The sequence below is a fragment of the Peptacetobacter hiranonis genome (assembly GCF_008151785.1).
GTDB classification, from domain to species: domain Bacteria; phylum Bacillota; class Clostridia; order Peptostreptococcales; family Peptostreptococcaceae; genus Peptacetobacter; species Peptacetobacter hiranonis.
The window spans coordinates 1328623-1347708 of sequence record NZ_CP036523.1 but is presented as its reverse complement, the minus strand read 5'-3'; the positions used below and the strand labels follow the sequence as shown (position 1 = coordinate 1347708).

The following is a 19086-nucleotide window of genomic DNA, read 5'->3' as shown; positions in this document are numbered from 1 at the left end:
AATGACAGTATCAAATTTAGAACCAGTTGTAATAGTGGCAGAAGCTAGAGAAAATGTTGAGTTAGTTTCAACAGAAGAATTATTAAACATAAGAACAGATGAAAACAGCGAAACAATAATAAGTGGTAGAGAATTACATGAAAGATTAAAGGTAGCTACTCCATATAAAAAATGGATGGATAGAATGATTGAATATGATTTCGAGGAAAATATTGATTTCTGCGTGATGGACAAAAATGTCCAAGACGATACAGCATTTGGAGGAGTAAGAAAAATAACAGACCACCTACTAAAGTTGGATATGGCAAAAGAGATTGCAATGATTCAGAGAACACCAGAAGGAAAAAGAATAAGACAGTATCTTATTCAAGTTGAAAAAGCATGGAACAGTCCAGAGAAAATTATGGAACGTGCTTTACTGATAGCCAAAAACAATATAAATAGATTAGAGATTGAAAATAAGGTAATGAAGCCTAAAGCACTTTTTGCCGACGCAGTAGCATCATCAGAGCAATCAATATTAGTTGGAGAGCTGGCAAAACTGTTAAAGCAAAATGGAGTAAAGACAGGAGAAAAAAGGTTATTCCAATATCTAAGAGATAATGGATATTTGATAAAAAGACAAGGAAGCGACCATAACCTACCAACTCAAAGAAGTATGGAATTAGGAATTATGGAGATTAAAGAAACAGTTATAAACAAGCCTAATGGAGATGTGAAAATAAATAAGACAACTAAAATAACAGGAAAAGGGCAGACATATTTCATTGATAAGTTTTTAAGTGCTGAACAAATAGGAATGGAGGTGTAGAGAGATGAGCAGAGAGTTAAAAGAGTTACAGGTGAATGTAAAAATAGAATTTGATGAAGAAAAAGCTACGGAAAAGATAAAACGTATTTCAGAACTCTTAAAAGAAGTACAACACGAAATAGATACTTTCCCACAGCTTGTAAAAATCATAGTTAACTAGAATTTATCAAGTAAATCAAATAGTTTTCCGATAGATTTATCCATCTTATCAACTGAATCTGAATCGTCGGAAAACTATATTGATAGTAGTTAAGAGAGTTTTTATTTGGAGATATGGAATAGGAGTGGTTTTAATGGCACTAGATATATTAAATATCCTAAGAGAGATATTGCAAGTTATAAAAAACAGAGGGATTAAGGATAAATATTTGCTATCAGTTCCGGAAGTACGGTCAACATTAAACGCCGGAACAAAACTTACAAAAGAATTAGTTGACTTAGGTTTTTTAGATTCACTTCAATTCAAAAACGAAAAAAGTGTGATAGCTGATTCAATCCCGGTATTCATTGATAAATATAGAAACCAGGATATTAGAAGTTTAATAAAAGAAGAAAGGAAGAAAAGAGAAAATGAAAAAAGTACACAAGTTTTTTAAAGGGTTAAGAAGTGCAAATGTAGTTTTATTAGGACTAGCAGTTGCACAGATGTTAAATATAGAAGTCAATATGGTTTTATTCGCGTTTGTGTTCTTTATGCTTACATTTCCGTTAGATATTCTATCTGACAACCTAGACGTGATAAAAGCTGAAAAAGACTTCCGTAAAAGAAGTAGAAAAAGAAAAGAATTAGCAAAGGTGGTGAAATAATGGACTATGCAAGTTTTAGGGAAAAAGAAAAAAGAATAGATTCTAAATTATGCAAGGCTATGAGCAGCATTACACAAACAGCTTTTATAAGAGATAGTGAAAAAAGATTAAATGCAATGGATAACAAAATCGAGGATCTAAAAGAAGCACACTTGGAAATGAGAAAACTAATTAATGAATTGTATATGGAGGCTGAAGAGTTTGAAAGAAGAGTTATTGAAAACGCAAGAAGTTGAAGAGGAAGAATATTGGGAGTGGCTTGAACAAGAATATCAAGCATACAAAGAAACAGTAGAAGACATTTTAGCTTCTACAAGATAAAAAAAGAACGGTCTATAAATCACCACAAAATATAGACCGTTCAATCAGAATATATAAAAGAAAATTTACCTAAATTATAACAAGGAGGGGTTGTTGATGTCAACATTATATCAGCTTACAGAAGAAGCGGAAGTAATACTTTTAACTATAGAAGAATTGGAAGAGTTAGAAGGTCAGGAAGAACAGTTAGAACAAACAAAGAGAGTTAAGGCGTTAATCGACCTTGAGATAAACAATAAATCTGAATCAATGCTTTATATTCTAAGAAACATACAAAGCGATATAGAGGCAATTGACGGAGAAATAAAGCGTCTACAAGCATTAAAGAAAAACAAACAAAACTCAATGAACAAATTAAAGACACTAATAAAAGAGTGCTTGGAAAAACTAGGTAAAAAAAGATTAGAAACTTCACTTGGAAATTTAACAGTTAGAAATAATCCGGATTCTATAAATGTGCTAGATGAAACATTGGTTCCGGAAGAATTCGTGAAAGTAGAAGTTGTTAAAAAGGTAGATAAGAAAAAGATAAAAGATTGGTTGAACGAAACCGGCGAAGTTGTACCAGGAACAGAAGTATTAAAGACAACAAGTCTAATCGTACCAAAAGGTAAATAGAAGGGAGCAAGAGAGATGAGTGAAGAGGTTAAAGAAGTTGTAGAGGAAGTTAAAAAACTGAATGTTTGGCAAAAGTTAAATAGAGTACAAGTCGAATTGAAAGCACCTAAAAACCAATGGAATAAATTCGGTAAGTATTACTATAGAAGTTGCGAAGATATATTAGAAGGCTTAAAACCTTTATTGGATAAATATAACGCAATCGTACTTTTAAGCGATGAAACAAAGGTAGAAGAAGGAAGGCATTATATAGTAACAACTGCAACTTTTGTTGATACAGATAATGGAGAAAATGTGTGTGTTAAGGCACAGGCTAGAGAGGACGAAAACAAAAAAGGAATGGACGGCGCTCAACTAACAGGAAGTACTTCATCGTATGCGAGAAAATACGCCCTAAACGGTTTATTCTGTATTGATGATACAAAAGACGCAGACGCAACTAACGACCGCGGAAAAGCTGCTACAGAAGATAAGAAAAACATAGAACAACCAAACAAGGTAACAAACCAACATTTAAACAAACTGTTTGGATTAGCAATAAGAAAAGGTGTTGACCAAAGCACCGTAAGAAAACAAATATCAAAAGCCTTTAATAAAACAGCCGAAGAAATGACGCTTACAGAATATGAACGTGTTGTTGCTGGTTATGAAAAGATGAAAGAAAAAGAATAAAGAAGGTGATAGCGTGAGCGATTTTACCTTATTCAATGACCCACCGGTAGTATTTGACCCAAAGTTAGCAATTGAAATTGGATTGAATGAAGCAATTGTGTTACAGCAAATACACTATTGGTTAGTCAGTAACGAAAGAAGCGGTAATAACTACTACAACGGTAGATATTGGACGTTTAATTCAATAAAAAAATGGCGTGATGATTTTTTTCCTTGGTGGAGTGAACCAACAGTTAAACGAACATTTAAAAGTTTAGAAGACAAGGGAATATTAATATCCGGTAATTTCAACAAAAAGGGATATGACAAAACTAAATGGTACACAATAGATTATCAAGCATTGTACCGAAACCGTTGCAATAACTCATTAGGTCAAAATGACCCAATCGATAAGGTCAAAATGACCCAATCCATTAGGTCAAATTGGACTAATGGAGTAGGTCAAAATGACCCAACCAATACCATAGATAACACAGAGATAACTAAAGAGATTACCCCACCACCAGGGGTGGAGGTTTCTCACCAAAAAGAAGTCGATTTATTAAAAGGCTTTTTAGGAAAATCTTATTCTGAAGAATATGCAATAAGAATAATAAATCTACTAAAGGATAAGGGAAAAGATATTAGTTATCTGAGAGAAAAAATAATACTTACAGAATCAAAGAACCTTAAATCTAAAGAAGGTTATTTGTATAAAGCAATCGAGAGTGATTTCAAAGAAACAAGTCAGACCGGAACAAAATCAAACGGGTTCCAAAACTTCGAAAGTACTGTAAGTAAATATACAAAAGAAGAACTTGAAGAAAAAATGAGACAAAGTCAGTTGAAAAAGTTTGGAATTTAGTAAGTTGGGGTGTTAATTCACCCCGGCTTCTAAAATATAAAATTTAGATCATTTAATGGAGGGACGAAAAATGAAAATAATAGCAGAAGAAGTTAAAGGAAAAAACGAAATAAATCTTCAGATACAGGCAGACGGAACGCCGGCGGAGATATTAGGAGAATATACAAGAATAGTATGTTTCTTAATGAAAGACGGATTTGAAAGCATAATAAGAGAGTTTAAAAAAGACAGCGAAGAAGTAAGAAGAGGACTTTTAAACGGTGCAATGTTTTTAATAAATGAAAGAGCAGAAAGAAACCTAAATGAAAGAAAGATAAGCAAAAAGGAAATGAGAGAATTAAAAAGAAATGCTGCGGTTGCAAAAGCACTTAGTTTTATAGGAGTTGAGATGTAGATGAGATATAGCGCAGCGGACTTCGTGGAACGTATAAAGGAACTGAAAGAAGATATTATTAATTCAATCCAGGAAGAAGGTTTAAGTCAGTTTGCGGTATCTTCAATTATAGTTTCTTTACAATGTGCGGAAATGGAAATAAAAATAGCTAAAGCGAAAGAAGAGGAATAAAAAATGAATATATTAGAAGCATTTAAAAAATTTGAACAAGGTGAAAAAATTAGACCAGTAGCTTGGGAAAATGAAAATTATAAAGGAACTGAAATATATATTTATAAAAATTGCTTGGGTAGTCCAATGATACAAGCTAGAAAAAAAGAAGATTGTAAAGCATTTGAAATATTAAAAAATGATATAGAAACAATCCTATTAGGTGATTGGGAAGTATTTGAAATGGACGAAAAAGAGCAGTTAAAACTTGATGGTATGAAATTTCAATTAAGTAAGTTTTGCAAGGAACAGAGCATATATAGTTTTGGGTGTCAAAACTTAGATAATCACGGTTTTAGTTGGGGTGATTGTAAGTTCTTCAAAACAATATGTAATCCGATAACGTTTAAAAACAATAGACCGCCGATAAAAGAAGGGTTTGAAAATTGGGATATGTTAGAAATTATCGAAGCATACCAGGAATTAAATAAAAAGGAGGATGATTAATGAAAACGATATTTCTTGCGACAATAGTAGCAACGCTTATATTAATCGATTTAGCTTTTGTGGTTTATCTATATGCAAAGATTTATATAACTAAGCTTACAAAGGAAATTGACGCGATATTAGATGATAATTCACTAAGCTTTATGCAAAAAATGGATTTACTAGACAAGATACAAGCTAAATTTAGTGTATCAAAGGAAGGTGAAAAGTAGTGACATTCGAGAGATACAAGGAAGTATTGAACGACCTAAAAATGGCATTAATAAAGGATATACAGGATAACAAGTTAGATAAGTTTTATTTGACTAGGTTAGCAGAAGAAACAGAAGAACTACAAGAAATTTTAGAAGAGGAACTAGATTTATATAATTAGAGGTTAAAAAATGGATACAAGAAAAATAGAAATTGAGTTAATGAAAAAGGATCTAATAGAACATTGCAGCGATGATTATATGGATTGTAATAAATGCCATATAGAAGATACTTGCGACAAGTACCAGGCACCAATAAGCAACGGTTGTAATGACTGGGCAGAAGACGACATAAGAGAGGCACACGGTATATTGGAAGCAGCAAGAGAGTGTGAATGGTAAAAAAATGATAACCGATTATAAAGCGTATTTCAAAGAATATGAAAAAAGAAGAAAAGAGGAAAATGAAAGTTTGGTATATGCTGACGATGAATGCAATATGCGTAAACATTATACGAAAGAAGATGATGAATTCATAATAACAAGTATTCAAGGTATGACAATGAAGGATATTGGGTATGCGCTAGGAAGAACAGAGGAAGCAATTAAGAAAAGGATATGGAGATTAAGGGGAAAAGGGATAATAAAAGATTACAAAAATAAAAGGAAGGGTGATAAATAAATGGATGTAGTAGATTGGATAATTGTAGGGTTATTTTCCACAGTCGTAATACTGATAGTAACTGACATACTCGTTTATTTTATAGATATACACAAAAAAGCTAAGCTTGAAAATGAAGCGAAAGAAAAAGAGTTAGAAATGATAACGAATGCAATAAGAGAAGGCAATGGAAATATAACTATTGAGAGAGTGAATATAAAAGATGCTGAAAAAATACAGCTTGTAGAACCTAAAAATGTAGAAGTACATGTTCACTCAGAAAGGAGATTTTAATGAACATAGTAGAGGCTTTAAAAATAGCAAAGGAGCAGGGGAAGAAAGTTAGACCTGTAGGTCGGGGCTGTCAGGTAATTAAATATAAAAATGGAAGTTTTTTTAAATACTATAAAATTTCTAATGGTTCTTATGTGTATTGTTATGTACCAACAGAAGATATTTTAGCAGATTGGGAAGTTGTAAAGGAAAAACCAAGCAAACAGACACAGTACAAAATAGATTCAATGAAATTTCAGATAGTTAGATACTGTGATAAAAATGCAGATTGTGACGATTGTTATGAGTGCAAAATTAGACGCATTTGTCACACTAAGCCATACAGTCCTCTTAGAATGCTACTTGACGATTGGAGTTTAAAAGAGATAGTTGAAGCCTACCACACTTTAAAAGAGGCAGGTGAGATATAAATGGATATAATTAAAGCCTTAAAACTTGCGAAAGAACAAGGAATGAAGGTTAGACCTGTAGGTTTCAAAGAAATTTACATAGTTTTTGAAGATGGTGTATTTTTAGTTAAGATGTCAGATGTGGAATACAAATATAAACTTGAAATATATTCAGATACAATCGAACCACTTGTATTAGGAGAATGGGAAGAAGCAACAACAGAGGTCGATACAAGGATAATCGAACGGAAAAGAAAAGCGATTAAAATGTATTGCCACAATTTAAATGCAAGTTGTAAGGAATGCTATGTTAATAAAATTTGTGATGAATATCAGAAAATCAGAATAAAAGTTAGACAATTAGGTTACTTAGATAATCCACAAAGAATAGAAAATTGGAGCTTTAAAGATGTGAACGAAGCTTATCAAATATTAATAAAAAAGAAGGTGAAATTCAAATGCTAGGACTAAAAATACTGTTCTATGCGTTTATATTAACTGTATTAATTCCACTAGCAACTTTTTCAGTACTGGTTACAGTGACACTCATAAGAGCAGGAGTTGAATTTATAAAAGAAGAGTTCAGAAAAGGAGAATAAAAATGGAATTTGAATTTATAGAAGTTATGGAAAAGTTAGGTTTGAGAAAGTTTCCTGTAAACAGTCAGTTATTCTTAAAATACGGAACGATGAGCATACAGGCGAGTGAATTTCATTATTGTACTCCAAGAGTAAGTCACTTAAATTTAGAAGATTATATTACTTTTGAAATAGGGGTTATTTGCTATAGTCGGAAGGTAGATGAGATATTAAAGCCTTATCACTTCGATGATGTAGACGAAATGAAATTATACGAAAATGTTCCGATAGGATTAGTTGAACAAGTTTATCAGTTACTAAAATAAAATCAATGGCGCGTGTTGGCTACACGCTGGCACGCGTTAAAAAAGGAGGACATGAAATGGATATATTAGAAACTATAAAAGCGCTAAAGAGAGGCGAGAAAATAGTGTGTATAGAGGGTAGTTCACCCTATAAAGATTATTTTTATGCTGATGAAAAAGGGGACATAAAAAACGCGAATGGAAACGATGGAATGATGCGGATAAGAAATATTAATAAAAATAGCTGGGAGCTTTATAAAGGGGAGCTTTATAAAGAAAAAAATAAAGAATTAGAATTAGACGGAAAGAAACTAACAATTATAAAAGGTTGCTACGCACAACTTAAATACGGCGATTGCGAAAGTTGTATGAATAGCGATATTTGTAAAAAGTATCCAAAGGATCCATGCGAAGATTACTGCGAACATTGGAGCGAAGAAGATGTAGAAAAAGCATATAAAACATTTACTAAAGGAGAATAAAAAAATGAAAAGAGAACCAAAGAGAACAATACATTTACCAAGAATATACGAACACTTCAAAGGTGAAAAATACATAACACTACTAACAGCAACACATATAACACGCGAAGAATACAATGAACAGTTATTTGAAAATAATTTAGAGGCTTTCCATACTGAAAAGAACTACCACATACAAGTTGTAGAAAAGAACGGAGTATATAGATATATAGGGTTCCAGGACGAGGGCGAATTAATAATCTATATGTGTGTAAGCGGTAAAAGCTTCGGTAATGTATATGCAAGACCGGTCAATATGTTTGCTGAAAGATTAGATACAAAAAAATATCCGGACGCAAAACAGATATACAGATTTGAAAAGAAGATGAACAAATTAAAAGAGGTGGAAATATAATGGAGAATTTAGGGAAAATAACAATAAAAATTGATAGAAACACAAAAGAGCCGGAAGCGGTAAAATGCTTTTCTATAAAGAGCGACAAGGTATTTACAGAGGTTTCAAGAAAAGAACAAGCAGAAATATTCAAAAGTCTTAGAGGGATATTTAAAAGCTATATAAGAGATATAGAAAAGGAGATAAAAGAGAATGAATAAAATAATATTAACTGGTCATTTAGGACGCGACGCAGAATTAAAATATTTAGATTCGGGAAAGAATGTTACTAAATTTTCTATAGCAGTGGAAAAGAATTATAAAAGAGAAGGTGACGCGCCAACTTGGGTTAATTGCCAAAAATGGAACGCCGAAAACCTATCAAATTATTTAACTAAAGGAAAACACATACTTGTTGAAGGTGAGTTGAAAATTGATCCATACGAAAAGGACGGAGAGAAAAAACAACTTGTTTATGTAAATGTAGATAGATTGGAGTTTTTAGGTGGAGAAACAAAACAACAAGCACTAGGAAACGAAAAAGGGGACTATGATTTTGAACCGTCCGGACTAGATGTAAACGGTTATGGTGCAGTTGACGATGACGACGTTCCATTCTAAGAGGTGATAAAGTGGAAAAGGTAATTATTAACGAGGTAGATTTAATAATACATATGGCAGCTTATATGATGGCGTATGATATGGATATTAAATTAATTCCAGCTATAACAAAATCAGCTAATTTACTAAATGATACAAGAAAAGATAATGACGAGCCGGATTTAATGGCTATTAAGAAAAATTTACAAAATGAATATGGTTGGAGGTTCGATTATGATAGTGACAGCAAAACACGGAGAAAAATATTATAAATTAAAATATGTTACAAGGGAATATACAGATGCTATAAAGGTTGATGTGGAGTATAAAAAAATGAAAGGAGGAATCGAGGCTTTAGGCTTCGGTTCTTCAAACTACACAAAAGAAATAACTGTTATGGAGCATGCAGAAACTATACTTATCAAAAAAGGTAATGACAAGGAAAAAATATTATCTTTATTACAATATGAAATAGAAAAAAATGGATATGTAAAAGCATTAGAAAAAATTGATACTTATATCTATAAAGAAACTGAAATCATAGAAAATATGTATATGAACAGTTTAGAAGAAGAGATGAAAGAAAAAGAAGTAAAAAAAGCATTCAAACTGGAGTCCAAAAAACAAGAATCGATAAGCAGAAAAATACTTTCAAATCCGGAAAAAAGAAAAGAAATTAGAGAGTATTTGTTCAATAAAAGAGCAGAAAAATGCTTGTATGATGATTTAGTTAAGGGATTAGAAAAAGACTTTGGATTTAAGGTACATAAAACAACAATCAATAGACTTTTAAAAGAAGCATGCAAGGAAAGAGGCATTGAATACGTTAGCAACTCAGAAATGTTCTTTAATCATAAAGATGTACTAGTTGGGTGGATAAAAAGCGGAATGCAAAAGGATGAAGTTATAGGAAGGTTCAATGATATATACGGTATGCAATTAAATAAATATTACTACAGCATGGCAGAGAGAGAGGCAAAGAGATGTTAGATATATTTAGAAGTAAGCTAAAAAAAGAAAACGAGGATCTAAAAAAGCAGCTAGAAGAAATAAAAGAAGAAAATATAGGATTGAAAGCTTATAAAACTACAAGTAAAAAATCTATAAACATATTAGAAAAAGAAAAGGAAAAATTAGTATCAGAACACGAAAGACTAGCAGGAGAAATAGAAACTTTGATAGTTACAAAGAATGTGCTACAGAAAAGAATTGAGAAACTAAAAAATGAGCATTGCAACACAATAGAAAGAAAAAATAAAGAATTAGAAGGTCAACGCGTACAGTATGAAAAGGCTTTAAAGGATATATTTGATTTAAAGGAAGATAAAAAGAAACTAATTGAAGAACTTAAAAGAAAAGATGAAACTATAGAACATTATGAAGGGCAAATAATAAGCTATCAAAGATTATTACAAAATGAAGGTTATATAATATATAATCCGCTAGAAAAACAACTAGAACCCATTAAAAGAAGAGAAAAAACATTTGAAGAAGATTTAGAAAAATTTCAAAACTATTTTAAGGGACAAGTTGAAAACATACAAGACAAGATAGAAGAAGAAACTATATATTATCAGGCAGAAAGATTCATAAAGACAAACCCAATAAACGTTAATACTCTTGAAATAGATAAAAACGCGATTGATATATTTAGGAAGTTAAGAGGAGAAATGAAAAATAAAAAATCCAAACGCTTTATAAAGAAATATACAAATAAAATGGCTGACAGTATGGAAGCGATATTCAAGGTAATTACGGAGTAACTTGCTAGACTAAGCAAAAATATCAAGAAAAATCATAAAACCAAGTAATAGCAATAGTTGTATAACTTGCTAGTAGTTGCGGAGTAGCTTTAGAGTAAGCTAATATATAAGGGTAGATTAACGTCTACCCTTTGAAATTTGACGAGGTGGAAAAATGAAACATATAGTTAAAACGTTAAATAAACATGATGCTATAATAGATGAAACCAAAGGTTATGACAATACAATACAAAATATATTATTTGAAGAGCTGGGCGAATTAATACAAGCTATATCAAAAATGAATAGAAGTAAAATACATTTAAAAAATTTAGGTATAAAAAGAGCTTTAGAAACACAAAAGGTAAAAAGAGAGAACATAACACCTAAAATAGAAAATGTAAAAAAATTAATAAATGAAAAATTTGAACCCAATTTGGCTGAAGAAATGGCAGACGTAATAATTTGTTTATGTTGGATAGCGAAAATTTATGAAGTGAAGGAAGATAAAATTGTTTATTGGTTAAATAAAAAATGTGAAAGAATGGACAGAAGAATAAAAGAAGGTGATTTCTATTAAAAGTAAATACAATAGCAAGAAAACGGAAATAAAAGGGATAAAATTCGACAGTAAAACAGAAGGTGAGTTTTATTTATATTTATGTGAGTTGGAAAAACAAGGATTGATAAAGGATATAATATTGCAAGAAAAGTTGATACTCCAGGAAGGATTTAAAAAAGATGGGAAAACATTTAGACCTATAACTTACAGTGTAGACTTTACATTTACAGATCGAGAAAACAATATAATTCGAATTGATGTAAAAGGAATGGAAACGCAGCAGGGAAACTTAAAACGAAAGATGTATGAATATAAATATAAAGAGCCATTGTATTGGGTTGCGAAAAGCAAAAAATATGGAAATGAATACGGGTGGATTGATTACGATGAATTGAAAAAGAAAAGAAGAGAGGCGAAAAAGGAGGTGGTCGCATAGAAGAAATAAAAGTGATAGTATTTTTAATAACTCTTTTATTGGTTGTGAAAGTGGTGCTTAACAGATTCTAGGAGGGATAAAATGCAAATAGAAGAAGTTGTAGAAAAGTTAAGGAATTATAACGCTTTAAAAATGCAAATAAAAAAGTTAAAAATGAAAGCCGATATACTGGCAGAGGATATAACAGAACTTCCGGCGTTGGCTTGCAGTGAACGAGTACAAACCTCAAATACTAGAAAGGTTGTTGAGGAAAACACTTTAAAATTAATACAAGAGAAAAGCATTGTAGAAAACAGAATAAAAAAGAAAGAGGACGAATTAAAAGTAATTGAATTAGGAGTTAGCGAGTTACCATATTATGAACGAAAAATAATTCAATTGAGATATTTTTACAAATGCAGTTGGAGAGAATGCGAAGAACAATTAGGATACTCAGAACGTTATTTACAAAAGATACGAAAAAAGGCTTTAGAAGACTTAAAAGTATTTTTTGAATTATAATGACGGTATTTGTTCGGTAATTGTTCGGTATTTGGACGGTTTTAACACTGAAAAAGGTGTTAAAATAGTAGTGTAAGAACTGACAAGAAGCGTCCCTTCTTAAATCGACAATTAATTGGCAAAACAAGGAGAAAGGCAACCAAACGAGGTTGTCTTTTTTATTTTGAGATTAAAGGAGTAAGTTAAAATGGCTAAAAGTAAATACGAAGAATTCGTAGAGCCTAAACTTACACTAGTTGAAGGTTGGGCGCGAAACGGATTAACAGATGAACAAATAGCGAATAATTTAGGAGTAGCATATTCAACATTTAGAGAATATAAGAAAAAGTATTCGGCACTTTCGGCAGCCCTAAAAAAGGGAAAAGAAGTTGTAGACATAGAGGTTGAAAATGCACTCTTAAAAAGGGCGTTAGGATATAAATATGATGAAGTAACAATAGAAGAATCTGACGACGGTTCAGTAAGAACAAAAACAGTAACAAAAGAAGTAATACCGGACACAACCGCACAAATATTTTGGTTAAAGAATAGAAAGCCGGAGCAATGGAGAGATAAGCAAAATATAGAAGCGAATATCAATAATAATACTAGTCCGTTTACTGATCTAACAACAGAAGAATTAAAGAAGTTGATAGAAGATGGATAAAAAAGAATATATAAAAATGGAAGCAATGAAGGAGTTAGCACGACGCGACTTCTTTTTTTATTGCCATTTAATAAGTCCAGACTTTTATAAAAAAGATAGAGGATATTTAGTTGAAATATGTAATGATTTACAAGCGTTTTATGAAGGTGACGACGACGTATTAGTAATAAACATTCCGCCACGCCATGGAAAATCTAGGACGGCAGGATTATTTGTTGAGTGGATATTAGGTAAAAACCCAAACGAAAAAATAATGACGGGAAGTTATAACGAAACACTATCAACTACTTTTTCAAAAACAGTTAGAAATGATATTCAAGCATTAAAAGGGGATAAAGATAAAATTATTTATTCTGATATATTCCCGAACACAAGAATTAAGCGTGGCGACGGTGCGATGAACCTTTGGAGTTTAGAAGGTTCGTACAACAATTACCTTGCGACCGCTCCAGGGGGAACCGCAACCGGATTTGGAGCAAGTTTAATAATAGTCGACGACTTAATTAAAAATAGTGAAGAGGCATACAATGAAAATACACTAGAAAAGCATTGGGATTGGTTCACGAATACGATGTTATCCCGTTTAGAAGAGGGTGGAAAAATAATCGTCATTATGACACGTTGGAGCAGTAAGGACCTTGCCGGTCGAGTGCTTGAATATTTTAGTGAAATAGGTATGAAAATAAAACATATCAATATGAAAGCATTACAAGACGACGGAACAATGCTATGCGACGATGTATTATCACGCAGAAGTTACGATTTAAAAGTTGCAGCTATGGGAAAAGATATAGCCGAAGCGAACTACAATCAGAACCCAATAGATATGGAAGGAAGACTTTATGAACGTTTCTTAACATACGATAAAATACCTTGTGACGATACAGGAACACCACTTTTTACAGATATAAAGAATTATACAGATACTGCGGATACTGGTAGCGATTACTTATGTTCGATTTGTTACGGGGTTTATGGTAAAGATTTATATATATTAGATGTTCTTTACACAAAAGAATCAATGGAAAAAACAGAGATAGAAACGGCGGATTTGTTGGTTAAAAATGATGTTAAAAAAGCATTTATAGAAAGCAATAACGGTGGTCGTGGGTTTGCTAGAAATGTAGCTAGAATAAAAGATGAAAAATATCCTTTCAATACAACGATAATTAAAACATTTACCCAACGCAAAAATAAAGAAGCTAGAATATTAACGAATTCCACGTATATTATGAATCATGTTCTATTCCCTAAAGGTTGGGAAAACAAATATCCGGAATTCTATAAAGCATTATACGAATATCAACGTGAGGGTAAGAATAAGCACGACGACGCGCCGGACTGTTTAACCGGATGTGTTGAAAAAGCATTTAGAAAAGGAGCAAGAACAGAGTAGAAAGGAGGTATAAAATGAACGAAAGAAAACTAAGGAATTATGTGAGAAATAGAATATTTAATAAAAGTAATATAACGGTAGGTAAAGAATATTACTCAAATAAAACTCAAATAAAAGAAACCGGAGTTGTTCCGTCAGACGGGAAAAACATTCTTAGAAGTGCAGATAATAGAATTGCACACAACTTCCATCAATTGTTGGTTGATGAGAAGGTTGCGTATATGTTTACATACCCTATTCTTATTGATGTAGACGACAACCAAGTTGTGAATGACCGTGTAAGTGATACTTTAGGTCAAGACTATGTGAGAAAAATAAAAGATTTAGGAGTTGAGGCGTCCAATACCGGTTGTGCATGGCTACATTATTGGCGGAACGAAAAAAATGAATTCCGTTATGAAAAAGTAGAATCAGAACAAATAATACCATTCTACTCTGAGGATCTAGAAAAGAAATTAATAGAAATATTGAGAGTTTACGAAACAATTGAATATGATGATAACTTAACGCCAATAAAATTCGTGAATGTAGAAGATTGGACGATTGACACGCTTGATAAATATAAATTTAGAAATGATATTGACGGTGTAGATGAGAGCGAATTAAAAGGTATTAAACATAAGTTTGGACGCGTTCCGTTTATTCCGTTTGCCAATAATTCGAATCATACTTCAGATTTAATAAAGTACAAGGATTTAATTGATTTATATGACCGCGTTGTATCCGGATACGCAAATGATATTGAAGATATACAAGAAATTTTATGGATTATTACCAACTATGACGGTAAATCTTCAGACTTCCTGAATAATGTAAAAAAATATAAAACAGTAATACTTGAGGACGACGGTGACGGTGCTAAAGGTGATTTAAAAACACTGAGCGTTGATATACCGGTTGAGGCTAGAAATTCATTGTTAGAATTGTTGAAAAAGCAAATATATGAATCTGGTCAAGGCTTGCAGCAAGACAACGAAAGTTTCGGGAATGCAAGCGGAGTAGCACTTAAATTTTTCTATCGTAAATTAGAACTGAAAGCCGGATTATTAGAAACTGAATTCAGAGAATCAATAAACGATTTAATAGAAGCTATATTAAATCACTACAACATACGATTTAAAAAAATAACTCAGATATGGTCGCGCAATATGATTTCATCTGAATTAGAAGCAAGTCAGATAGCGCAGCAGAGCGTCGGAATTATTCCGGAAAAATTAATATTACAAAACCATCCTTGGGTTGAGGATGTTGAAGAGGCTACAAAGTTATTAGAAGAAGAGGAAGAAAGCAAAATTAATATATTTAACTCTTATCCGGATATGAATCAACGTGCTAAAGAGGTTGATATAAATGAAGAGTAATGCAGAATATTGGGAGAAAAGAATATTAAGAGATAAAAATAAAGCTATAAATGATGAAAAAAAGATTCAAAAGCAACTCAATAAAATATATAAAGATACCTTTAAAGAGTTGGAAAAAGATATTATGACTTTATTTCAAAGATATGCCAATGACAATGGATTAACTTATTCTGACGCTATAAAATACTTAACTTCTAAAGAGTTTTCTGAATGGAGAATGGATTTAAGCGAATATATAGAGTTAATAGAAAAGACAAGTGATGAAAAGTTATTACTAGAGCTTAATACATTAGCTATGAAATCGCGTATTAGTAGGCTTGAGCAATTAACCTATCAAGTCAACAAACAACTGAATAAATGTTTTACATATTCAAATGATATAGTTAAAGAGTTATTAGAAAAGAGTGTTGTGAATGCTTATTCTGATAGTGCTAAAAACGTAAATTATGCCTATGGAATGGAAGCAACTAAAAGCATAGCTAAAGAGAGAGTAACAAAAATATTAATGGAGCCTTGGTCGGGTGCTAATTTTTCAGAAAGTATATGGTCTAATCGTGATAAATTGGCTGGTGTAGTTAGGAATGAACTAACTAAAGGTATCTATCAAGGTAAATCAAGTAGAAATATCTGTAACGAAATATCAAAGCGTATGGAAGGTAGTAAAGATGATATAATGCGTGTAGTTAGGACTGAAAGGTCGCACGCAGTAAATAAAGCTAAGTTAGAACAGTATAAAGATACAGGTTTTATGAAATATAAATATAAAGCTGCTATAGGTCAATCAAGGACATGCGAAAGGTGTCGGGAAGAGCATAATAAAGTTATAGCACTTGAAAATGCAATAGTTGGAGAAAATTTCCCACCTCTACACCCTAACTGTCGTTGTACTGTTGTTCCAAGTATGGAAAGGGTAAGCGATATAACAAAAGATGATATGGAAATGTTTGAAAAATTCAAAAAAGTTGGCATAATTATGCCTGATAATATTGAGGATTTTGTAGAAGTTAGATATAATGAACATATAAAAGAATGGAAAAGAATTAATGCAAGATACGAAATAAAAACATCGTATAATTTAAAAATTTTTGAAGACAGACAAGGAAAACATATAAAAGGACACAATAATTATAAGGGAGGAAGCTATCTTTTTGAAAGTGTAGATCCTCAAGAATTAGTTGATAAATATTGTGGGACGGGTATAATTAAAATAAGTAATAGTGGTAAGTTTGTAGAAAAAGAAATATGTGAAAGTGACTCAATTATAGGGGTTGTAGTAGATAAATATACTAAAGAAGAACGTGAAACGAAAAAATTTTCGATAAGTTATTCAAAAAAGTATGGAACACATATAGTTCCAAGATAGGAGTTGTGTTGTTATGATTACTGAAAAATATATGAAAGAGTGTATGGGTAAAAGGATAAAAGTTACTTTTGAAGACTTTGAAGGGGAAAAAACTGTTATAGGTAAATGTTTATATTTTTATCAATCTGAGGATGAAGACGAAGAACCAATGATAGAGATAAAGGATAATTTAATAAATAAATCTGAAATAAAAACATTGGAGATATTAGAAGATGAAAAATAAAATTAAACGAAATAATTAATAAAGCATTTTAACAGAGAATTGTTAAGGTGCTTTTTTTATGCAAAAAATTAGGAGGTATAAAATGGGTGATATACCTTTAAGCGAATTAGAAACATGTGAATTATATTTCAATGGCGAAAAAAAAGAAAGAGTAGAATTAGATAATAAAAAATAATTAGCACCGGAAAGGTGCTTTTTTTATGCCTATTTTTAACATTTTATATCGCAAATTTGCAAAAAATAGGCAAATACGCGTATTAAATTACAAAAATTTGACCGGAACGTCGTAAAACTAGCAATCGAAAGTGAGGCGACCACGTTAAAAGCGTATCGAGAGAAGGAGAAGGAAATGAAAAGAAGTTTTTTAAAAGAATTAGGCTTAGAAGCTGACGTAATCGACAAAATATTAGATGAATACGGGAAAGACATTAACAGAGAGAGAGGAAAAGTTGAGAAACTTGAATCTCAATTGGAGGATCTAAATACAAAGTTTAATGGTGTTGATGTTGAAAAGTTAAAAAATGACGCTGAATCTTGGAAAACAAAGTTTGAAGGATTAGAAACGAAGATAGCGACAGAAAAGGCGGAGAAAGAATTTAATGAGTTTTTAAAAACTAATTTCGATGAATTTAAGGTTAGAGATGAAGTATCAGTGAAAGCACACTTGGATTTCGACAAAATAAAACAATCGAAAGACCAAACTAAAGAAATAAAAGAACAATTAGCAAACGTACAAAAAGAAAAATCCTATTTATTCGACGCAGTTGAAGGAACACCGAACGATAACACGTTCGAATATGTTCCGGCAGGTGGTAATTCGGGTGATTTAACAGCCGAACAACAACTTGCACAAGAATTAGCGAATGCAATAAATGGTACTTTTTAATTTTTTGATAATTTAAGGAGGTTTTAAAATGGCAGCAAGATTAAACAATATAGAATTTGCAAAAATATTCCAAAGGGAATTAGATAAAGCCGTAGCGCATAACTTACTTACTGGGTGGATGGATAGAAACGCCGGTCAAGTTAAATATAGTGGTGGAGATGAAGTAAAAATACCAACTATAAATGTTGATGGATTAGCAAATTATGATAGAGCCGGTAACACTGGTTATGTAGGCGGTAAAGCAGAAATAAAATATTATACATACAAAATGACACAAGATAGAGGTAGAAGTTTCTATTTAGATAAACACGATGTGGACGAAAGCGGATTTGTAGCAACTATGGGAACACTTATGGGAGAATTCCAAAGAACACAAGTTGTACCTGAGATAGACGCATATAGACTTAGTAAGTGTATAAAAACGGCTATTGATGTTCCTAGTGATACAAATGTTGAATATTCAGTTGAAATAACTAAAGAAAATGTAATAAGCAAAATAAAACACGCTATAAAAACAATAAGAGAACAAGGATATATGGGACAGTTAATAATACATGCTACATACGATACAAAACTAGCATTAGAAGAAGCGTGCATGAATAAATTACAGAACGTTACTTGGAAAACAGGTGGAATAGATACTACAGTCCCAGCGTTTGACGGTTGCCCAATAATAGCGACACCAAGTCAATATATGGTAAGCGCTATAAAATTAAATGACGGTAAAACGGGTGGACAAGAAGGTGGAGGATTTGCAAAAGGTGATTCAGCTAAAAACTGTAACTTCCTTGTAGTTGCAAGTAATGCACCGGTCGCAATAACTAAACAAGATGAGGTTAGAACATTTAGTCCAGAAGTCAACCAGGGTTCTAATAGTTGGAAATCTGATTACAGAAGATATCATGATTTATTTGTGTTAGAGAATAAGAAAAAATTAATATTCGCTAGTATATCAGATGCAAAAGAATAAAAA

At 31.8% G+C, this 19086-nt stretch carries 37 protein-coding genes; all 37 read left to right on the top strand.

Annotated features, from left to right (window positions below; genetic code table 11):
- Nucleotide 1: 1 nt before the first annotated feature.
- Nucleotides 2-811, top strand: a complete 810-nt coding sequence (locus KGNDJEFE_RS06380) for a phage antirepressor KilAC domain-containing protein (protein ID WP_050754664.1) — start codon at nucleotides 2-4, stop codon at nucleotides 809-811.
- A 4-nt stretch (nucleotides 812-815) separates the two neighbouring features.
- Nucleotides 816-971: a hypothetical protein gene (locus tag KGNDJEFE_RS11755; protein WP_006440335.1), complete on the top strand. Its 156-nt coding sequence runs from the start codon at nucleotides 816-818 to the stop codon at nucleotides 969-971.
- A gap of 79 nt (nucleotides 972-1050) precedes the next feature.
- On the top strand, nucleotides 1051-1407 hold the full coding sequence (locus KGNDJEFE_RS06375) for a hypothetical protein (protein WP_006440336.1): 357 nt from the start codon (nucleotides 1051-1053) through the stop codon (nucleotides 1405-1407).
- Nucleotides 1382-1618 (top strand): hypothetical protein, encoded by a 237-nt coding sequence (locus KGNDJEFE_RS06370; RefSeq protein WP_006440337.1) that lies wholly within the window; start codon nucleotides 1382-1384, stop codon nucleotides 1616-1618. The genes KGNDJEFE_RS06375 and KGNDJEFE_RS06370 overlap by 26 nt, the downstream gene beginning before the upstream one ends.
- On the top strand, nucleotides 1618-1854 hold the full coding sequence (locus KGNDJEFE_RS06365) for a hypothetical protein (protein ID WP_006440338.1): 237 nt from the start codon (nucleotides 1618-1620) through the stop codon (nucleotides 1852-1854). Before KGNDJEFE_RS06370 ends, KGNDJEFE_RS06365 begins: the two co-directional genes overlap by 1 nt.
- Nucleotides 1855-2035: 181 nt before the next feature.
- Nucleotides 2036-2557, top strand: coding sequence for a siphovirus Gp157 family protein (locus tag KGNDJEFE_RS06360; RefSeq protein WP_006440339.1), 522 nt, complete (start codon nucleotides 2036-2038; stop codon nucleotides 2555-2557).
- Nucleotides 2558-2572: 15 nt separating this feature from the next.
- Nucleotides 2573-3229: an ERF family protein gene (locus tag KGNDJEFE_RS06355; protein ID WP_006440340.1), complete on the top strand. Its 657-nt coding sequence runs from the start codon at nucleotides 2573-2575 to the stop codon at nucleotides 3227-3229.
- A gap of 13 nt (nucleotides 3230-3242) precedes the next feature.
- Complete coding sequence (locus tag KGNDJEFE_RS06350; protein WP_006440341.1) at nucleotides 3243-4073, top strand: hypothetical protein; 831 nt, start codon at nucleotides 3243-3245, stop codon at nucleotides 4071-4073.
- Nucleotides 4074-4143: 70 nt separating this feature from the next.
- The gene (locus KGNDJEFE_RS06345) at nucleotides 4144-4467 is read left to right on the top strand and encodes a hypothetical protein (RefSeq protein WP_040410460.1); all 324 of its coding nucleotides are present in this window, start codon (nucleotides 4144-4146) and stop codon (nucleotides 4465-4467) included.
- Nucleotides 4468-4638, top strand: coding sequence for a hypothetical protein (locus KGNDJEFE_RS11750; protein WP_006440343.1), 171 nt, complete (start codon nucleotides 4468-4470; stop codon nucleotides 4636-4638).
- A gap of 3 nt (nucleotides 4639-4641) precedes the next feature.
- The gene (locus tag KGNDJEFE_RS06340) at nucleotides 4642-5124 is read left to right on the top strand and encodes a hypothetical protein (protein ID WP_006440344.1); all 483 of its coding nucleotides are present in this window, start codon (nucleotides 4642-4644) and stop codon (nucleotides 5122-5124) included.
- Nucleotides 5124-5336 carry a hypothetical protein gene (locus tag KGNDJEFE_RS06335; RefSeq protein ID WP_006440345.1) on the top strand — a complete coding sequence of 71 codons (213 nt, stop codon included), beginning with the start codon at nucleotides 5124-5126 and terminating at the stop codon, nucleotides 5334-5336. The genes KGNDJEFE_RS06340 and KGNDJEFE_RS06335 overlap by 1 nt, the downstream gene beginning before the upstream one ends.
- The gene (locus KGNDJEFE_RS11745; RefSeq protein WP_006440346.1) at nucleotides 5336-5497 is read left to right on the top strand and encodes a hypothetical protein; all 162 of its coding nucleotides are present in this window, start codon (nucleotides 5336-5338) and stop codon (nucleotides 5495-5497) included. The genes KGNDJEFE_RS06335 and KGNDJEFE_RS11745 overlap by 1 nt, the downstream gene beginning before the upstream one ends.
- A 10-nt stretch (nucleotides 5498-5507) precedes the next feature.
- A complete protein-coding gene (locus KGNDJEFE_RS06330) occupies nucleotides 5508-5717 on the top strand; it encodes a hypothetical protein (protein WP_006440347.1) in 210 nt (69 codons plus the stop codon).
- Entirely contained in the window at nucleotides 5707-5997 is a 291-nt protein-coding gene (locus KGNDJEFE_RS06325) for a hypothetical protein (protein WP_006440348.1), read from the top strand. The genes KGNDJEFE_RS06330 and KGNDJEFE_RS06325 overlap by 11 nt, the downstream gene beginning before the upstream one ends.
- Nucleotides 5998-6270, top strand: a complete 273-nt coding sequence (locus KGNDJEFE_RS06320) for a hypothetical protein (RefSeq protein ID WP_006440349.1) — start codon at nucleotides 5998-6000, stop codon at nucleotides 6268-6270.
- The gene (locus tag KGNDJEFE_RS06315; RefSeq protein ID WP_006440350.1) at nucleotides 6270-6680 is read left to right on the top strand and encodes a hypothetical protein; all 411 of its coding nucleotides are present in this window, start codon (nucleotides 6270-6272) and stop codon (nucleotides 6678-6680) included. Before KGNDJEFE_RS06320 ends, KGNDJEFE_RS06315 begins: the two co-directional genes overlap by 1 nt.
- Nucleotides 6681-7124 carry a hypothetical protein gene (locus KGNDJEFE_RS06310; RefSeq protein ID WP_006440351.1) on the top strand — a complete coding sequence of 148 codons (444 nt, stop codon included), beginning with the start codon at nucleotides 6681-6683 and terminating at the stop codon, nucleotides 7122-7124.
- A complete protein-coding gene (locus KGNDJEFE_RS11740) occupies nucleotides 7118-7258 on the top strand; it encodes a hypothetical protein (protein ID WP_006440352.1) in 141 nt (46 codons plus the stop codon). Before KGNDJEFE_RS06310 ends, KGNDJEFE_RS11740 begins: the two co-directional genes overlap by 7 nt.
- 2 nt (nucleotides 7259-7260) lie before the next feature.
- Complete coding sequence (locus tag KGNDJEFE_RS06305; protein WP_006440353.1) at nucleotides 7261-7563, top strand: hypothetical protein; 303 nt, start codon at nucleotides 7261-7263, stop codon at nucleotides 7561-7563.
- 56 nt (nucleotides 7564-7619) lie between these two features.
- Nucleotides 7620-8024 (top strand): hypothetical protein, encoded by a 405-nt coding sequence (locus KGNDJEFE_RS06300; protein ID WP_040410461.1) that lies wholly within the window; start codon nucleotides 7620-7622, stop codon nucleotides 8022-8024.
- 4 nt (nucleotides 8025-8028) lie between these two features.
- Nucleotides 8029-8418: a DUF1653 domain-containing protein gene (locus tag KGNDJEFE_RS06295; protein WP_006440355.1), complete on the top strand. Its 390-nt coding sequence runs from the start codon at nucleotides 8029-8031 to the stop codon at nucleotides 8416-8418.
- Nucleotides 8418-8618: a hypothetical protein gene (locus KGNDJEFE_RS06290; RefSeq protein WP_006440356.1), complete on the top strand. Its 201-nt coding sequence runs from the start codon at nucleotides 8418-8420 to the stop codon at nucleotides 8616-8618. The genes KGNDJEFE_RS06295 and KGNDJEFE_RS06290 overlap by 1 nt, the downstream gene beginning before the upstream one ends.
- On the top strand, nucleotides 8611-9018 hold the full coding sequence (locus KGNDJEFE_RS06285) for a single-stranded DNA-binding protein (protein ID WP_006440357.1): 408 nt from the start codon (nucleotides 8611-8613) through the stop codon (nucleotides 9016-9018). The genes KGNDJEFE_RS06290 and KGNDJEFE_RS06285 overlap by 8 nt, the downstream gene beginning before the upstream one ends.
- 11 nt (nucleotides 9019-9029) lie before the next feature.
- Complete coding sequence (locus tag KGNDJEFE_RS06280; protein WP_006440358.1) at nucleotides 9030-9269, top strand: hypothetical protein; 240 nt, start codon at nucleotides 9030-9032, stop codon at nucleotides 9267-9269.
- A complete protein-coding gene (locus tag KGNDJEFE_RS06275; RefSeq protein WP_006440359.1) occupies nucleotides 9232-9987 on the top strand; it encodes a hypothetical protein in 756 nt (251 codons plus the stop codon). The genes KGNDJEFE_RS06280 and KGNDJEFE_RS06275 overlap by 38 nt, the downstream gene beginning before the upstream one ends.
- Nucleotides 9981-10760: a hypothetical protein gene (locus tag KGNDJEFE_RS06270; RefSeq protein WP_006440360.1), complete on the top strand. Its 780-nt coding sequence runs from the start codon at nucleotides 9981-9983 to the stop codon at nucleotides 10758-10760. The genes KGNDJEFE_RS06275 and KGNDJEFE_RS06270 overlap by 7 nt, the downstream gene beginning before the upstream one ends.
- 154 nt (nucleotides 10761-10914) lie before the next feature.
- Complete coding sequence (locus KGNDJEFE_RS06265) at nucleotides 10915-11319, top strand: MazG nucleotide pyrophosphohydrolase domain-containing protein (RefSeq protein ID WP_006440361.1); 405 nt, start codon at nucleotides 10915-10917, stop codon at nucleotides 11317-11319.
- Nucleotides 11306-11737 (top strand): DUF1064 domain-containing protein, encoded by a 432-nt coding sequence (locus tag KGNDJEFE_RS06260; protein WP_006440362.1) that lies wholly within the window; start codon nucleotides 11306-11308, stop codon nucleotides 11735-11737. The genes KGNDJEFE_RS06265 and KGNDJEFE_RS06260 overlap by 14 nt, the downstream gene beginning before the upstream one ends.
- An 81-nt stretch (nucleotides 11738-11818) precedes the next feature.
- On the top strand, nucleotides 11819-12238 hold the full coding sequence (locus KGNDJEFE_RS06255) for a sigma-70 family RNA polymerase sigma factor (protein ID WP_006440363.1): 420 nt from the start codon (nucleotides 11819-11821) through the stop codon (nucleotides 12236-12238).
- A 187-nt stretch (nucleotides 12239-12425) separates the two neighbouring features.
- Nucleotides 12426-12884: a transposase gene (locus KGNDJEFE_RS06250; protein WP_006440364.1), complete on the top strand. Its 459-nt coding sequence runs from the start codon at nucleotides 12426-12428 to the stop codon at nucleotides 12882-12884.
- Nucleotides 12877-14280, top strand: a complete 1404-nt coding sequence (gene terL, locus KGNDJEFE_RS06245) for a phage terminase large subunit (protein WP_006440365.1) — start codon at nucleotides 12877-12879, stop codon at nucleotides 14278-14280. Before KGNDJEFE_RS06250 ends, terL begins: the two co-directional genes overlap by 8 nt.
- A gap of 14 nt (nucleotides 14281-14294) precedes the next feature.
- The gene (locus KGNDJEFE_RS06240) at nucleotides 14295-15641 is read left to right on the top strand and encodes a phage portal protein (protein WP_148881817.1); all 1347 of its coding nucleotides are present in this window, start codon (nucleotides 14295-14297) and stop codon (nucleotides 15639-15641) included.
- On the top strand, nucleotides 15631-17004 hold the full coding sequence (locus KGNDJEFE_RS06235; protein WP_006440368.1) for a polymorphic toxin type 50 domain-containing protein: 1374 nt from the start codon (nucleotides 15631-15633) through the stop codon (nucleotides 17002-17004). Before KGNDJEFE_RS06240 ends, KGNDJEFE_RS06235 begins: the two co-directional genes overlap by 11 nt.
- A gap of 13 nt (nucleotides 17005-17017) precedes the next feature.
- The gene (locus KGNDJEFE_RS06230; RefSeq protein ID WP_006440369.1) at nucleotides 17018-17227 is read left to right on the top strand and encodes a hypothetical protein; all 210 of its coding nucleotides are present in this window, start codon (nucleotides 17018-17020) and stop codon (nucleotides 17225-17227) included.
- Nucleotides 17228-17576: 349 nt separating this feature from the next.
- Nucleotides 17577-18113 carry a phage scaffolding protein gene (locus tag KGNDJEFE_RS06225; protein ID WP_006440370.1) on the top strand — a complete coding sequence of 179 codons (537 nt, stop codon included), beginning with the start codon at nucleotides 17577-17579 and terminating at the stop codon, nucleotides 18111-18113.
- Between the two features lie 28 nt (nucleotides 18114-18141).
- Complete coding sequence (locus KGNDJEFE_RS06220) at nucleotides 18142-19083, top strand: hypothetical protein (RefSeq protein ID WP_006440371.1); 942 nt, start codon at nucleotides 18142-18144, stop codon at nucleotides 19081-19083.
- Nucleotides 19084-19086: the final 3 nt, after the last annotated feature.